This is a genomic window from Streptomyces sp. HUAS 31 (assembly GCF_028198125.1).
GTDB lineage: Bacteria > Actinomycetota > Actinomycetes > Streptomycetales > Streptomycetaceae > Streptomyces > Streptomyces chartreusis.
Window position 1 is genome coordinate 2,193,405 of the sequence record NZ_CP116353.1, and the last position, 13,830, is coordinate 2,207,234.

Annotated in this window: 13 protein-coding genes; 9 read left to right on the top strand and 4 right to left on the bottom strand. The window is 72.6% G+C overall.

Annotated elements, in window-relative coordinates; genetic code table 11:
* Nucleotides 1-4: 4 nt before the first annotated feature.
* Nucleotides 5-1,372, top strand: coding sequence for a CoA transferase (locus PGH47_RS09605; protein WP_271663057.1), 1,368 nt, complete (start codon nt 5-7; stop codon nt 1,370-1,372).
* A gap of 103 nt (nt 1,373-1,475) precedes the next feature.
* A complete protein-coding gene (locus PGH47_RS09610) occupies nt 1,476-2,480 on the top strand; it encodes a CopD family protein (protein WP_271663058.1) in 1,005 nt (334 codons plus the stop codon).
* Between the two features lie 33 nt (nt 2,481-2,513).
* Here PGH47_RS09610 and PGH47_RS09615 read toward each other — a convergent pair whose 3' ends face one another.
* Both PGH47_RS09615 and PGH47_RS09620 read right to left on the bottom strand, forming a co-directional pair.
* On the bottom strand, nt 2,514-3,557 hold the full coding sequence (locus PGH47_RS09615) for a zinc-dependent alcohol dehydrogenase family protein (RefSeq protein WP_271663059.1): 1,044 nt from the start codon (nt 3,555-3,557) through the stop codon (nt 2,514-2,516).
* 139 nt (nt 3,558-3,696) lie between these two features.
* Complete coding sequence (locus PGH47_RS09620) at nt 3,697-4,407, bottom strand: VIT1/CCC1 transporter family protein (protein WP_107907297.1); 711 nt, start codon at nt 4,405-4,407, stop codon at nt 3,697-3,699.
* A gap of 196 nt (nt 4,408-4,603) precedes the next feature.
* Between PGH47_RS09620 and PGH47_RS09625 the strand changes: the two genes are divergently transcribed.
* From PGH47_RS09625 to PGH47_RS09635, 3 genes are all read left to right on the top strand, one after another.
* Nucleotides 4,604-5,599 carry a DEDDh family exonuclease gene (locus PGH47_RS09625; protein ID WP_271663060.1) on the top strand — a complete coding sequence of 332 codons (996 nt, stop codon included), beginning with the start codon at nt 4,604-4,606 and terminating at the stop codon, nt 5,597-5,599.
* Between the two features lie 80 nt (nt 5,600-5,679).
* Nucleotides 5,680-5,913, top strand: coding sequence for a hypothetical protein (locus PGH47_RS09630; protein WP_037873332.1), 234 nt, complete (start codon nt 5,680-5,682; stop codon nt 5,911-5,913).
* A 49-nt stretch (nt 5,914-5,962) separates the two neighbouring features.
* Nucleotides 5,963-6,757: an SURF1 family cytochrome oxidase biogenesis protein gene (locus PGH47_RS09635; RefSeq protein ID WP_271663061.1), complete on the top strand. Its 795-nt coding sequence runs from the start codon at nt 5,963-5,965 to the stop codon at nt 6,755-6,757.
* Between the two features lie 254 nt (nt 6,758-7,011).
* Here PGH47_RS09635 and PGH47_RS09640 read toward each other — a convergent pair whose 3' ends face one another.
* Complete coding sequence (locus tag PGH47_RS09640; protein ID WP_271663062.1) at nt 7,012-9,138, bottom strand: carbon starvation CstA family protein; 2,127 nt, start codon at nt 9,136-9,138, stop codon at nt 7,012-7,014.
* Nucleotides 9,139-9,194: 56 nt separating this feature from the next.
* Nucleotides 9,195-9,413 carry a DUF3311 domain-containing protein gene (locus PGH47_RS09645; protein ID WP_126901749.1) on the bottom strand — a complete coding sequence of 73 codons (219 nt, stop codon included), beginning with the start codon at nt 9,411-9,413 and terminating at the stop codon, nt 9,195-9,197.
* Nucleotides 9,414-9,581: 168 nt separating this feature from the next.
* Between PGH47_RS09645 and PGH47_RS09650 the strand changes: the two genes are divergently transcribed.
* The 4 genes from PGH47_RS09650 to PGH47_RS09665 are packed head-to-tail and all read left to right on the top strand — an operon-like array spanning nt 9,582 to nt 13,825.
* A complete protein-coding gene (locus PGH47_RS09650; RefSeq protein ID WP_271663063.1) occupies nt 9,582-11,120 on the top strand; it encodes a sodium:solute symporter family protein in 1,539 nt (512 codons plus the stop codon).
* The gene (locus PGH47_RS09655; RefSeq protein ID WP_177036824.1) at nt 11,117-11,692 is read left to right on the top strand and encodes a sigma-70 family RNA polymerase sigma factor; all 576 of its coding nucleotides are present in this window, start codon (nt 11,117-11,119) and stop codon (nt 11,690-11,692) included. Before PGH47_RS09650 ends, PGH47_RS09655 begins: the two co-directional genes overlap by 4 nt.
* Complete coding sequence (locus tag PGH47_RS09660; protein ID WP_271663064.1) at nt 11,689-12,003, top strand: hypothetical protein; 315 nt, start codon at nt 11,689-11,691, stop codon at nt 12,001-12,003. The genes PGH47_RS09655 and PGH47_RS09660 overlap by 4 nt, the downstream gene beginning before the upstream one ends.
* 34 nt (nt 12,004-12,037) lie before the next feature.
* Nucleotides 12,038-13,825: a glycoside hydrolase family 15 protein gene (locus PGH47_RS09665; RefSeq protein ID WP_271663065.1), complete on the top strand. Its 1,788-nt coding sequence runs from the start codon at nt 12,038-12,040 to the stop codon at nt 13,823-13,825.
* Nucleotides 13,826-13,830 lie beyond the last annotated feature (5 nt).

Here is a 13,830-nt window from a genome sequence, read left to right on the forward strand (position 1 = left end):
GGTCATGACTGCACTCGGTACTGCCTGGTCCGCGGTGGGCGGCGATGCCGCCCTGCTGCCGCGGGTGTCCACCGTGGTGCGGGAGGGCGCGCTCGATGCGCGCCTTCCCGTACGGGAGTTGGCGCGCGCCTGTGTGGGCGCCTGCGCGCTGGCCGCCGCCGAACTGGGGGCGCGGCGGGCCGGGCGGTCCGAGGTGCCGCAGGTCCGGCTGGACGACGGGGCGATCGCCACGGCGTTCGTGAGCGAGCGGCATCTGCTGGTCGACGGGCGCGCGCCCGTCTGGTTCGCGCCGCTGTCCAAGTTCTGGCGGACGGCGGACGGCTGGGTCCGCACGCACGCGAACTATCCGCATCACCGTGCCGGGCTCCTGGCCGGGCTGGGAATGACGCAGGACGACCCGGACGCCGTCGGGGCGGCACTCGCCGAGCGGTCCTCGCACGAGGTGGAGCAGACCGTGTACGCGGCCGGCGGGCTGGCCGTCGCGCTGCGGACGCCGCGGGAGTGGGCGGCGCACCAGCAGGCGTCGGCGGTGGCCCGGCGGCCGCTCGTCGAGCACGAGCGGTTGGGCACGGCACGCGCGCGTGCGCTCCCGCCCCTCGACGGCACTCCCCTGCTGCCCGCCGCCGGGGTCCGCGTGCTGGACCTGACGCGGGTCATCGCGGGACCCGTCGCCACGCGCACACTCGCGCTGCTCGGCGCGGACGTGCTGCGCCTGGACAGCCCGCTGCTGCCCGAACTGCTCGACCAGCACACCGACACGGGCTTCGGTAAGCGCTCGGCGACGCTGGACCTGGCGGCCGACAGGCTCACCTTCGAGGAACTGCTCGCCACGGCCGACGTCGTCGTCACCGGCTACCGACCGGGCGCCCTGGACCGGTTCGGGCTGTCCGCGCGGGCGCTGGCCGAACGTCGGCCCGGGCTGATCGTGGCAGAGCTGTCGGCGTGGGGCGCGTACGGGCCGTGGAGCGAGCGGCGGGGCTTCGACAGCCTGGTGCAGGTCGCCACCGGGATCGCGGCGACCGAGGGATCGGCCGAGCAGCCCGGCGCGCTGCCCGCGCAGGCCCTCGACCACGGCACCGGGTATCTGCTGGCGGCGGCCGTCCTGCGGGCGCTGACCGAGCGGGCGGAACAGGGGGACGGACGCCGCGTACGACTGGCGCTGGCGCGTACGGCTCGTTGGCTGACGGACGGGATCGAGCCGGGCCCGCGGGGCGACATGGCGTACGAGGCGCCGGACGCGTGGCTCGGCGAGCGGGACAGCGCACTCGGGCGGCTGCGGTACGCCCTGTCGCCGGTGTCGTTCGAGGACGGCCCCCGCGACTGGGCGCGACCGCCCGGGGTGTGGGGCGCGGATCCGGCACGGTGGGACTGAGCGCCGGGGACGCAGGAGCCGTACCCAGGGACGGAATGCTCCGCCCCTACTTGTTTTCCGGCGCTTGCCCAGCTCTGCGTTGCTTTGTGAAGATCTTGAGGTGATGTTGACAGGATCCTCCCACGGCGTGTCCGACGGGAGCGCGCCCGGACCGCGCCCCGGCCTGGCGCGGGCGGTCGCCGTGGTCGCCCTGGTGGCGCTCGCGGCGCTGATACCGCTGCTCGGGCCGTCGGCCGCGCTGCACGGCACCGGGGAGGCCGCCGCGCCCGGCACCCGCGGCATCGGGCTGCTGCGTGCGGTGCTGTTCGCGGCGCTGTGCGTTCCGCTGGGGGAACTGTTCGTGGACCGGCTGGCCCGGTCCGTGCCCGGCGCTCCCGCGGGCCGGCCGCGCAGCTGGGCGCCCTACGCGGCGGGCGTCGGCTTCGTCGCCGCGCTGGGGCTCGCCTCGGTCGTCTCCACCGGCAACCTCGTGCCGCACAGCCCGGCCGACCTCGACGTCGGCGGTCTGTACGCCTCGCGCGACGGCAAGCTGGCGCTGCTGGAGGTCAACGCCTTCGCCGCGGCCGGCCTGTGCGCCCTCTCGCGCCGGCCCGCCTCCCAGGTCTGGCCGCTGGCCGCGGTGGTGGTCGCCGAGGCGCTGCGCGCGCACCCCACGACCGAGTACGGCCCGCTGCTCGGCTCGGGTCTGACGCTGGTGCATCTGACCTGTGCGTCGCTCTGGGTGGGCGGGCTGCTGTACGCCCTGCGGACCCTGGGCGGGTGGGGTGTCCGGGAGGCGGGGGCGGCGCTGCTCGGCCTCTACGCGCGCGTGGCGGCCGTACTGCTGGCCGCCATCACCGCGACGGGGGTGTGGAGTTCGCTGCGCCGGATGCCGTCGGACACGATCCTCGACCAGCTGACCGGGACGGCGTACGGGCGGGCCCTGCTGGCCAAGGTGCTGCTGGTGGCGGCCGTGGCCGGGCTCGCGCTGTGGGCGCGGATCCGGCTGAGCCGCGCGGCCGACCCGCTGACCGCCTGCTCCCCCGCGCGGGCGGAGGTCGTCGCCCTGGGCGTGGTGGTCGCGCTGTCGGGGCTGCTGACGGCGCTGCCGGTGCCGATCCGCTGGTGAACCGTCACGCCGTCAGCCGGCCCCGCGCCGGGGTCAGCCGGTGACGAGGACCTTCAGGGCGGTGCGCTCGTCCATCGCCTTGTAGCCGGCCGGGACCTCCTCCAGGCCGACGGTCAGGTCGAAGACCGGGGACGGGTCGATCGTGCCGTTCAGGACGTCGGGCAGCAGCTCGGGGATGTAGGTACGGACCGGTGCGACGCCGCCGCGCAGTGCGATGTTCCCGTCGAACATGACGCCGAGGTCGAGCCCGGTGCCGCTGCCGTGCGGCACGCCGACGAAACCGATGGCGCCGCCGTCGCGGGTGATGTTGACGGCCGTCCGCATGGACTGCTCGGTGCCGACGGCCTCGACGACGGCGTGCGCGCCCTGCCCGCCCGTCAGGTCGCGCACGGTCTCGACGGCGGCGTCCCCGCGCTCGGCGACGACGTCGGTGGCGCCGAAGCGGCGCGCGATGTCGGTACGGACCTGGTGGCGGCCGAGCGCGATGATCCGCTCGGCGCCGAGCCGCTTGGCGGCGAGCACCGCGCACAGCCCGACGGCGCCGTCCCCGACGACGGCGACCGTGGCGCCCGGGCGGACCCCGGCGCCGAGAGCGGCGTGGTGGCCGGTGCCCAGGACGTCGGACAGGGTCAGCAGGGCGGACAGCAGGCGGTCGTCGGAGGCGGCGTCCTTGGGCAGCCGGACGAGGGTGGCGTCGGCGAAGGGCACGCGCACGGCCTCGCCCTGGCCGCCGTCGGAGCCGACGGAGCCCCAGAATCCACCGTGCTCGCAGGAGGTCGTCAGGCCCTCGCGGCAGTAGTCGCAGACGCCGTCGGACCACATGAAGGGCGCGACGACGAGGTCGCCCCGCTTCATGTCGCTCACCTCGGAGCCGGTCTCCTCGACGATGCCGAGGAACTCGTGGCCGATCCGCTGACCCGGCTGCCGGGCCGCCTCGCCCCGGTAGGCCCACAGGTCGCTGCCGCAGATGCAGGCCCGCAGCACCCGGACCACGGCGTCGGTGGGCTCGCGCACCACGGGGTCGGGCACGTTCTGCACGCGCATGTCGAAGGGGGCGTGAATGGTGGTGGCGCGCATGGCGAGGGTCCTTCTCGTCTTCCGTCGTACGAGCGCTCAAGGGGTGGTGAGCGCGTCTCTCACCGTACGTCGCGCACGGCACCTGGCGCGCTTCGAGGGGGCCGTGAGCGGCGCTGAGCTGCGTAAAACGCCGTGAGCCCTATGCTCCGGCCACGTCCAGCAGCGACCCCGCCGCATAGGTGACCGCCATGGCGAGCGCGCCGCCGGCCACGTTGCGCAGCATCGCCCGCCCCGGGGCGGCCGCGCCGAGGCGGGCGCTGCTCCAGCCGGTCAGGGCGAGCGCGGCCAGGACCGAGACGACGGTGACCGTCACCCGCCACTCGGCCGGCGGCAGCACCATGGCGAGCAGCGGCAGCAGCGCCCCGGCCGTGAACGCCAGGAAGCTCGCCCATGCCGCGTGCCACGGGTTGGTCAGCCGGTCCGGGTCGATGCCGAGCTCCACGCGCGCGTGCGCCTTGAGCGCGTCACGTTCCGTCAGCTGGACCGCCGCCTCCTGGGCCACGTCCCGGGACAGGCCCCGGCGTTCCAACAGTTCCGTCAGCTCCTCCAGCTCCGCCTCCGGCTGCTCCCGCAACTCCCGCTTCTCCTGGGCGAGCGCGGCCTTCTCCGAGTCGCGCTGGGTGGAGACCGAGACGTACTCACCCGCCGCCATCGACATCGACCCGGCGAGCAGCCCGGCCAGCCCGGCCGTGAGGAGGGCCGAGCGGTCGTCGGTCGCGCCCGCCACGCCGACCACGAGGCCCGCGGTCGACACGATGCCGTCGTTCGCCCCGAGGACGGCCGCCCGCAGCCAGTTCAGCCGCTCCCCCAGCGCGCCGCCGTGCGCCTCGTCATGCGTTGGTTCGGTCATATGCGGAGGATCGCACCGCGGGGGGCATCGGGGACGTACCGACGCTCCACCGCGGGCGGCTGCCCCGCCGGCGCACGTCAACGACGGGCGCCCGCCGCGCGGTTGACGTTCCCGCGTTCGCCCGGCTCGAACAGGCGGGCGGGGCAAGGCACCTGACGGCGAGGGGTGTCAGTGGCGGCCCGTATCCTCAATGACCATGCTCGAAGACCGTGCGACCGCAGCGTCCTCCCCCACAGCATGGCCGGCCGCGTATCCCCAGGGATACGCGGTCGTTGACGTGGAGACCACGGGCCTGGCCCGGGACGACCGGATAATCTCCGCGGCCGTCTATCGGCTGGACGCGCAGGGCGAGGTCGAGGACCACTGGTACACGCTGGTCAACCCGGAGCGCGACCCGGGCCCGGTCTGGATCCACGGTCTGACGAGCGACGTGCTGGAGTCGGCGCCCCTCTTCCAGGACGTCGCCGAGGAGTTCTCGACGCGGCTCGACGGCCGGGTGCTCGTCGCGCACAACGCCGTCTTCGACTGGCAGATGATCGCGCGGGAGTACGCGCGCGCGGAGCGCGAGGCCCCGGTGCGGCAGCGGCTGTGCACCATCGCGCTGTCCAAGGAGCTGGCACTGCCGCTGCCCAACCACAAGCTGGAGTCGCTGGCGGCGCACTTCGGCGTCGTCCAGCAGCGGGCGCACCACGCACTGGACGACGCGCGCGTGCTGGCCGAGGCGTTCCGGCCGAGCCTGCGGGCCGCGGCGGCGGGCAGTGTGCGGCTGCCGCTGCAGGAGTGCCGGCCGCTGACCGAGTGGCGGGACACCGCCGCGCCCCGGATCGGACAACAGGCGGGGGGCTACGGCGGCGGCTATCGGCCGACCAGTTGGCGCCCGTCCCGCAAAAGGCCCGCCTGCCCCTATCCCAACCCAGGTCGGTACGAGGACGGCAAGAGGCTCAAACAGGGCATGCGGGTGGCCTTCTCCGGCGACACGTCGGTCGAGCGCGACCTGCTGGAGGACCGCGCGGTCGAGGCCGGGCTCCACGTGGCCACGAGCCTGTCCCGGCTGACCAGCCTGCTCGTCACCAACGACCCGGACTCGGGCACCTCGAAGGTGGTCAAGGCCCGCCAGTTCGGGACGCCGGTGGTGGACGAGGCGGCGTTCGGACAGCTCCTTCGGGACGTGGAACCGGCGTCGGAGCAGTGACCGTACGGACGGGTGATTGACGGGCGACTCGCCAGGGGCCGTCCCGCCGCGCGCCGCGGGGAGCGCTCACCCTGTGGCGCATGGCGACATGTGAAGTCTGCGGAAACGACTACGGCATGACCTTCGAGGTGCACGCGCAGGGCGCGGTGCACGTCTTCGACTGCTTCTCCTGTGCGATCCACCGCATGGCCCCCATCTGCGAGCACTGCCGTGTGCAGATCATCGGGCAGGGCGTCGAGGTCGACGGTCAATGGTTCTGCGGCGCCCACTGCGCTCGCGCGGAAGGAAAGGCGGGGATCGTCGACAAGGTGTGAGCGGGTACCCGGCCGAGAGCGCCCCACGACCGAGTTGTACGGTCGTGGGGTGTACCGCTTCCTGTTGTCCCGGCAGTGGGTGATCCTCACGCTGATCGCCCTGATCCTCATCCCCACGATGATCCGGCTGGGCTTCTGGCAGATGCACCGCTACGAGGAGCGCAGCGCCCGCAATCAGCTGGTCGCCGACGCGCTGGAGTCGAAGCCGGTACCGGTGGAGACGCTGACGTCCCCCGGGCACACGGTCACCACCAAGGAGCGGTATCGCCCGGTGACCGCGCAGGGCCGCTTCGACACCGAGCACGAGGTCGTGGTCAGGCGGCGCGTCAACGCCGACGAGGAGGTCGGGTTCCACGTCCTGACACCCCTGGTGCTGACGGACGGCAAGGTGCTGCTGGTCAACCGCGGCTGGATCCCCTCCGACGGTCCGAGTCAGACCGCCTTCCCCAAGGTCCCCGCCGCGCCGGGCGGCACCGTCACGGTCACCGGGCGGCTGATGCCGGACGAGACGACCGCGGCGAGCGGCATCAAGAACCTCAAGGGTCTGCCCGACCGGCAGGTCATGCTGATCAACAGCGAGCAGGAGGCCGGGCGGCTCGACGCACGGGTGCTCGGCGGGTACGTCGTGCAGACGGCGCCGGAGCCGAAGGGGGACACTCCGGAGCTGATCGGCAAGCCGGGGAACGAGAACGCTCCGCTGAATTACGCGTATGCGCTGCAGTGGTGGTTGTTCGCGGCCGGGGTGCCGATCGGGTGGTGGATTCTGGCTCGTCGGGAGGCGCGGGATCGTCGCGCTGCGGTCGCCGTGCCGGAGGAGTCCGAGTCGACGCCGACTGCGGTGTAGCGGTCTCGCCGTCTGAGTTGTGACCGTGGGCGGCCGCGGGTCGTCTGTGGCTGGTCGCGCAGTTCCCCGCGCCCCTGAAGGGGCGCCCAGCAGATGTCCCTCAAGGGGCGCGGGGAACTGCGCGAGCAACCACGAACCACCCGCAGCCGCCCACCGGCATCAACAGCAGCGGCCCTCCGGCCGACCCTCCCGGTGTCGCAGGCTCAGGACGGTCGTCAGCTCACGCACGTACCACCGCACCCACCGCACCGCCCTCATGACCCCACCCCCGACAGCGGCCGGGACTCGACGTACGGCGCCTCGGTCGTCGGCAGTGGCTCGGGGGCGCGGACCGCGCGGACGCAGACCACCGCGCAGTTGACCAGGACCGTGAGGACCAGGAGCAGGAAGATCGCCATGAGCACGCCGTCGACCGTGTTGTTGAGCACGATGGTGTGCATGTCGTCCATGTCCGTGGCGCCCGGCAGCAGCCGGCCGTCCTCGATGGCCTGCGCGTACTTGTCCCGCAGGGCGAAGAAGCCGATCGCCGGGTTGTCGGAGAAGATCTTCTGCCAGCCGGCGGTGAACGTGACGGCCACGTCCCAGGCCAGCGGGATGCCGGTGACCCAGGCCCAGCGCAGCCTGCCGGACTTGATCAGGACCGTGGTGGTGACGGCCAGGGCGACGGCGGCCAGCAGCTGGTTGGCGATGCCGAACAGCGGGAACAGCTGCTTGATCCCGCCGAGCGGGTCGGTGACGCCGGCGTAGAGGAAGTAGCCCCAGGCGCCGACGACCAGGGCGCTGGTGATCCAGATGCCGGGCTTCCAGGTGACCCGGCCTATGGGCTTCCAGACGTTGCCGAGCATGTCCTGGAGCATGAAGCGGCCGACGCGGGTGCCGGCGTCCACCGTGGTCAGGATGAACAGCGCCTCGAACATGATCGCGAAGTGGTACCAGAAGGCCTTCATCCCGGCGCCGCCGAGCACTCCGGAGAAGATCTCCGACATGCCCACGGCGAGGGTGGGCGCGCCGCCGGAACGGCCGACCAGGGTCTCCTCCTCGACCGCCTTCGCCGCGGCCGTCAGCTGGTCCGGCGTGATGGTGAAGCCGAGGTTCTTCACCGCCTCGGCGGCGCTGTCCACGGTCGGGCCGAGCAGGGCGGCCGGGGAGTTCATGGCGTAGAACAGGCCGGGTTCCAGCACGCAGGCGGCGATCAGCGCCATCACGGCGACGAAGGACTCCGTGAGCATGGAGCCGTAGCCGATCAGCCGGACCTGGGACTCCTTCTGGATCAGCTTCGGCGTCGTGCCCGAGGAGACCAGGGCGTGGAAGCCGGACAGGGCGCCGCAGGCGATGGTGATGAACAGGAAGGGGAAGAGGGAGCCGGCGAACACCGGTCCGGCACCAGTCGAGGCGAAGTCCGTCACCGGCTCGGCCCTGAGGTTCGGGGCTGCTATCACCACGCCGACGGCCATCAGGGCGATGGTGCCGACCTTCATGAAGGTCGACAGGTAGTCACGGGGCGCCAGCAGCATCCACACCGGCAGCACGGAGGCGACGAAGCCGTAGCCGATGAGGCAGAAGACCAGGGTCTCGGGGCTCCAGACGAAGTACTCGGCGAGTGCGGAGTCCTGGATCCAGCCGCCGCCGAGGATGGCGAGCAGCAGCAGGGCCACGCCGATGAAACTGGTCTCCACGACCTGGCCCGGCCGCAGATAACGCAGGTAGAAGCCCATGAAGAGGGCGATCGGGATGGTCATCGAGACGGAGAAGGTGCCCCACGCGGACTCGGCCAGCGCGTTGACGACGACCATCGCCAGCACCGCGAGCAGGATGATCATGATGGCGAAGACGCCGATCAGCGCGGCGGCGCCGCCCACCCTGCCGATCTCGTCCCGGGCCATCTGGCCGAGGCTCTTGCCGTCCCGGCGCATGGACAGGAACAGGACGATCATGTCCTGCACGGCCCCCGCGAAGATCACGCCCGCGATGATCCAGATCGTGCCGGGCAGATAGCCCATCTGGGCCGCCAGCACCGGGCCGACCAGTGGGCCGGCGCCGGCGATCGCCGCGAAGTGGTGGCCGAACAGCACCCGCTTGTCGGTCGGGTGGAAGTCGACGCCGTCCTCCAGGCGTTCGGCGGGGGTGGCTCGGGTGTCGTCGACCTCGAGGACCCGGCGGGCGATGAAGCGCGAGTAGAAGCGGTAGGCGATCGCGTACGAGCCGAGGGCCGCGACGACCAGCCAGACGGCCGAGATCTCCTCTCCCCGGGACAGGGCGAGGACGGCCCAGCCGAGGGCGCCGACGAGGGCGACAGCGGTCCAGATCGCGAGGGACTTCCGTGACATCCGGGATCTTTCCGGCGCCGGGTTACCGGATTCGGGCATGGCTGAGACGGGCATGGCGGCTCCTGACCTGAACAGGCGGGACAGCGGTGCGGCAGAAAGGGATCTACGGTTCAGCGACGTCGATGTCGGTCCGTCAGCGCGTAAGCGGCGAGCAGGCAGAGGCCGCACCCCGGCACCCAGGCGAGCTGGTACCAGTAGAAGAACGGCGTCCCGGCCAGCCGCGGCTCGGCACCGGCGTACCAGGGGACCCACAGCAGACCCGCGGCGGGCGCGAGGAGCAGTACGGCGATCGCGACGTGCCGTAGCCGGTGATGACCGGTCCGTGCCATGACCTGCGCTCCTCTCCCGCTCGCTGTGGGTCTGTGCAAGAGTTGCCCACCCCCCGGATCCGGTTGACAGCGGGATTGCGGGAAAATTTCCGCCGGTTTCCTGTCCTCCGTTCCGGCGGTTCGCGCAACTCATGCGCAGGGGCACAGGCACACCAAGGACGGTGACCCATGGCCGACGGCGCCATGACCGCGACGTTTCTCGCCGTGATCGGCGGAGCGTCGCTGCTCGCCGTCACCGCGCGGCGCCTCAGCCCCAACGACCGGCTGCCGTCCCTGGAAGGCTGGGCACTGGCCGACCGCAGCCTCGGCCCGCTGTGGACCTGGCTGCTGCTCGGCGGCACGATCTTCACCGCGTACACCTTCGCCGCCATACCGGGACTCGCCTACGGCAACGGCGCGCCCGCCTTCTTCGCGGTGCCGTACACGGTGATCGTCTGCCCGCTGGCCTTCGTGCTGCTGAGCCGGCTGTGGGAGGTGGCCCGCCGGCACGGCTATGTCACGGCGGCCGACTTCGTGCGCGGCCGGTACGGCTCGCCGCCGCTGGCGCTGGTGGTCGCGCTGACCGGGATCCTCGCGACGATGCCGTATCTCGCGCTGCAACTGCTCGGCATCCGGGCGGTGCTCGCGGCCGGCGGGGTGTATCCGCGGGGCGCGGCCGGCGATCTGGTGATGGTGGCGCTGTTCGCGGCGCTCGCCGTGGCCACCTACCGGCACGGGCTGCGTGCCCCCACCGTCATCTCCGCGCTCAAGGCCGTGGCCGTCTTCGTGTCGCTGACCGCGGTGACCTGGCTGGTCCTCGAACGGCTCGGCGGCCCGGGTCCCGTCTTCGACGGCGCCGCCGAACGCCTCGGCGGCCCGGCGCTGCTCCTCACCCCCGAACAGCAGCCCGCCTACGCCACCCTCGCCCTCGGCTCCGCGCTCGCCCTGCTGATGTACCCACATGTGCTGACCGCCGGGTTCGCCGCCGACGGCCCGCGCACGCTGCGCAAGGTGTCCGTGGCGCTGCCCGCCTGGACCGGGCTGCTCGCCCTGTTCGGCTTCCTCGGCATCGCCGCCCTCGCGACCGGCGTGCGCGCTCCGAAGGGCGGTGCCGAGGCGGCCGTACCGATGCTCGTCGACCGGCTGATGCCCGCGCCGCTGGCGGGGCTGGTGTTCGGCGCGATCACCGTGGGGGCGCTGGTCCCGGCGGCGGTGATGTCGATCGCGGCCGCCACGAGTTTCGTACGCAACGTGTATGTCGAGTACGTGCATCCGACGGCCACACCGAAGCGGCAGGTGCGCATCGCCAAGGCGGTGTCGCTGACCGCGAAGGTGGGCGCGGTGGCGTTCGTGTTCGGGCTGCGCGACCAGGACGCCATCAACCTCCAACTGCTCGGCGGGGTGTGGATCCTGCAGATCTTCCCGGCCGTCGCGATCGGGCTGTTCACCGCACGGCTGCACCCGCGGGCGCTGCTCGCCGGGTGGGGCGTGGGCATGGTGGCGGGGACCTTCATGGTCGTGCGGCAGGGCTTCTCGTCCATCGTGTCGCTCGGCTCGGGACCGGAGATCTACGCCGGGCTCGCCGCGCTGTTCCTCAATCTGACCGTCGCCGCGGCGGGAACCGCGGTGCTGAGCCGCCTCGGCGTCCCGCGGGGCGCCGATCTGACCGACCTGCCGTCGCGCCTGAACGTCGGGCGGCGCCCCGAGACGGGAGCGAACAACCCGTGAGACAGCACCTGAGACCGGACACCGGTGCCGCGATACCGGCCGCCGCCGTCCCGCTGGCCCCGGCCGCGAGCGACCCGGCGGACGCGGCGCGCGAGGCCGGCCTGGCCCGGCTGTTCGAGCTGCACTACTCCTCGATGCTGCGCCTGGCGGTGCTGCTCGGCGCCGACGACCCGGAGAACGTGGTCGCCGAGGCCTACTACCAGATCTACCGCAAGTGGCGCCGGCTGCGGGACGCCGAGGCGGCGGAGGCGTATCTGCGCTCCACCGTGTGCAATCTGACGCGGATGCGGATACGGCACCTCCAAGTGGCCCGCAAGCACGTCGAGAAGCCGGCCGACGAGGTCGTCGCGTCCGCCGAGAGCACCGCGCTCCTGCGCGACGACCAGCGCGTCCTGATCGACGCGCTCCAGCAGCTGCCCGCCCGGCAGCGCGAGGCGCTGGTGCTGCGGCACTGGCTCGGACTGAAGGAGAGCGAGATCGCCGCGGCGATGGGGATCTCCTGCGGCTCCGTCAAGACGCACACGGCACGCGGCCTCGCCGCCCTGACCCAGGCGATGGAGGCCCGGCGATGACGCACCAGGACACCACTCCGTCGCCCGGCGCATCGGCGGACCGCACCGAGCGGGAGCTGCGCGAGGCGCTCGCCGCACTCGCCGGCGGGGTGCCGGAGGCCACGCCCGACACCTATCGCACGGCGCGCGGCGAGTGGCTGCGCCGGGAACGCCGGCGCCGGCTCGTCCTCGCAGTCCTCATCACGGTCGTGTTCGCCCTGGCCACCCTGATCGGGCTGTGGGTCCTCAACCACGCCCCCGCGGAGCCCGGCGTCATCTTCTCCGGCACCGGGTCCCCGGCGGCCACGTCACTCCCGTGGCCCCACCCCTGATTGGCCCACCCGCCCTCGGGGAACCCGCAATTGCGTGCACCCGCGCATCGAGGACTACGCCCTGATCAGTGACGAGCAGACGGCTGCCCTGATCGGCAGGGACGGCTCGGTCGACTGGCTGTGTCTGCCCCGGTTCGACTCGGCCGCCTGCTTCGCCAGACTCCTCGGCGACAAGGACAACGGCCACTGGCGCATCGCCCCCAAGCACGCCAAGGGCCTGTGCTCCCGCCGTGCCTACCGCCCGGACACCCTGGTCCTGGACACCGAGTGGGAGACCGAGGAGGGGGCGATCCGGGTCACCGACCTGATGCCCCAACGCGACCGCGCCCCGGACCTGGTGCGCGTCGTGGAGGGGCTGCGCGGCCGGGTCACCGTGCGCAGCACCCTGCGGCTGCGCTTCGACTACGGCTCGATCGTGCCGTGGGTGCGCAAGTCCCACGGCCACCGGGTGGCCGTCGCCGGCCCGGACTCGGTCTGGCTGCGCAGCGACCCCGCGGTGCAGACCTGGGGCGAGAACTACAGCACGCACTCGGAGTTCACCGTCGAGGAGGGCGAGAAGGTCGCGTTCGTCCTGACCTGGCACCCCTCGCACGAACCCCGCCCGCCGATGATCGACCCGTACAAGGCGCTGCACCACAGCGTCCGGGACTGGCGCAAGTGGGTGGGGCACTGCCGCTTCGACGGCCCCTACCGCGACACCGTCGTCCGCTCCCTGATCACCCTGAAGGCCCTCACCCACCGGCCGACCGGCGGCATCGTCGCCGCCCCCACCACCTCGCTCCCCGAGGAGCCGGGCGGTGTCCGCAACTGGGACTACCGCTACTGCTGGCTGCGCGACTCCACCCTCACCCTCAACGTGGGCATCTCGGCGGGCTATCGCAAGGAGGCCGAGGCGTGGCGCGACTGGCTGCTGCGCGCGGTCGCCGGCGATCCGGCCGACCTGCAGATCATGTACGGCATCGCGGGCGAGCGGCGGCTGCCCGAGTTCGAGGTGCCGTGGCTGTCGGGCTTCGCGGACTCGGTGCCCGTACGCATCGGCAACCAGGCCGTGGAACAGCTCCAGTTGGACGTGTACGGCGAGGTCATGGACACCCTGGCGCTGGCGAGGGAGGCGGGGCTGCCCACCAAGCCGCACATGTGGGCCATCCAGGTCGCCCTCGTGGAGTGGCTGCGCTCGGCGTGGCGGCAGCCCGACGAGGGGCTGTGGGAGGTGCGCGGCGGCCGGCGGCACTTCGTGCACTCGAAGGTGATGGTGTGGGTGGCCGCGGACCGCGCGGTGCGCACCCTGGAGCGGAACCCGGAGCTGGAGGGCGACCTGGACGGCTGGCGGGAGTTCCGCGACGAGGTGCACCGCGAGGTCGTCGAGAAGGGTTACGACCCCGAGCGGAACACCTTCACGCAGTCCTACGGCTCCCGTGAACTGGACGCCGCGTTGCTGCTCATCCCGCGCGTCGGCTTCCTGCCGCCCGACGACCCGCGTGTCGTCGGCACCATCGACGCGATCCGCACCGAGCTGAGCCACCAGGGCTTCCTGCGCCGCTACAGCACCGACGAGGCCACCGTGGACGGACTGCCGGGCAGCGAGGGCACGTTCCTGGCCTGCTCGTTCTGGCTGGCCGAGGCGCTGCACATGACGGGCCGCAAGCAGGAGGCACGCGATCTGTTCGACCGGCTTGTGGGGCTCACCAACGACGTGGGTCTGCTGGCCGAGGAGTACGACCCGGTCTCCGGCCGCCAGCTCGGCAACTTCCCGCAGGCCTTCAGCCACATCGGCCTGGTGAACACCGCCCTCGCCCTGTACGGGGAGGACGGGGCAGGATAGGGGCC

Bases quoted from the DNA above. Each gene is read 5' to 3' on its own strand.
- PGH47_RS09605 (WP_271663057.1), top strand. From the start codon at position 5: ATGACTGCACTCGGTACTGCCTGGTCCGCGGTGGGCGGCGATGCCGCC.
- PGH47_RS09610 (WP_271663058.1), top strand. From the start codon at position 1,476: ATGTTGACAGGATCCTCCCACGGCGTGTCCGACGGGAGCGCGCCCGGA.
- PGH47_RS09615 (WP_271663059.1), bottom strand. From the start codon at position 3,557: ATGCGCGCCACCACCATTCACGCCCCCTTCGACATGCGCGTGCAGAAC.
- PGH47_RS09620 (WP_107907297.1), bottom strand. From the start codon at position 4,407: ATGACCGAACCAACGCATGACGAGGCGCACGGCGGCGCGCTGGGGGAG.
- PGH47_RS09625 (WP_271663060.1), top strand. From the start codon at position 4,604: ATGCTCGAAGACCGTGCGACCGCAGCGTCCTCCCCCACAGCATGGCCG.
- PGH47_RS09630 (WP_037873332.1), top strand. From the start codon at position 5,680: ATGGCGACATGTGAAGTCTGCGGAAACGACTACGGCATGACCTTCGAG.
- PGH47_RS09640 (WP_271663062.1), bottom strand. From the start codon at position 9,138: ATGCCCGTCTCAGCCATGCCCGAATCCGGTAACCCGGCGCCGGAAAGA.
- PGH47_RS09645 (WP_126901749.1), bottom strand. From the start codon at position 9,413: ATGGCACGGACCGGTCATCACCGGCTACGGCACGTCGCGATCGCCGTA.
- PGH47_RS09650 (WP_271663063.1), top strand. From the start codon at position 9,582: ATGGCCGACGGCGCCATGACCGCGACGTTTCTCGCCGTGATCGGCGGA.
- PGH47_RS09660 (WP_271663064.1), top strand. From the start codon at position 11,689: ATGACGCACCAGGACACCACTCCGTCGCCCGGCGCATCGGCGGACCGC.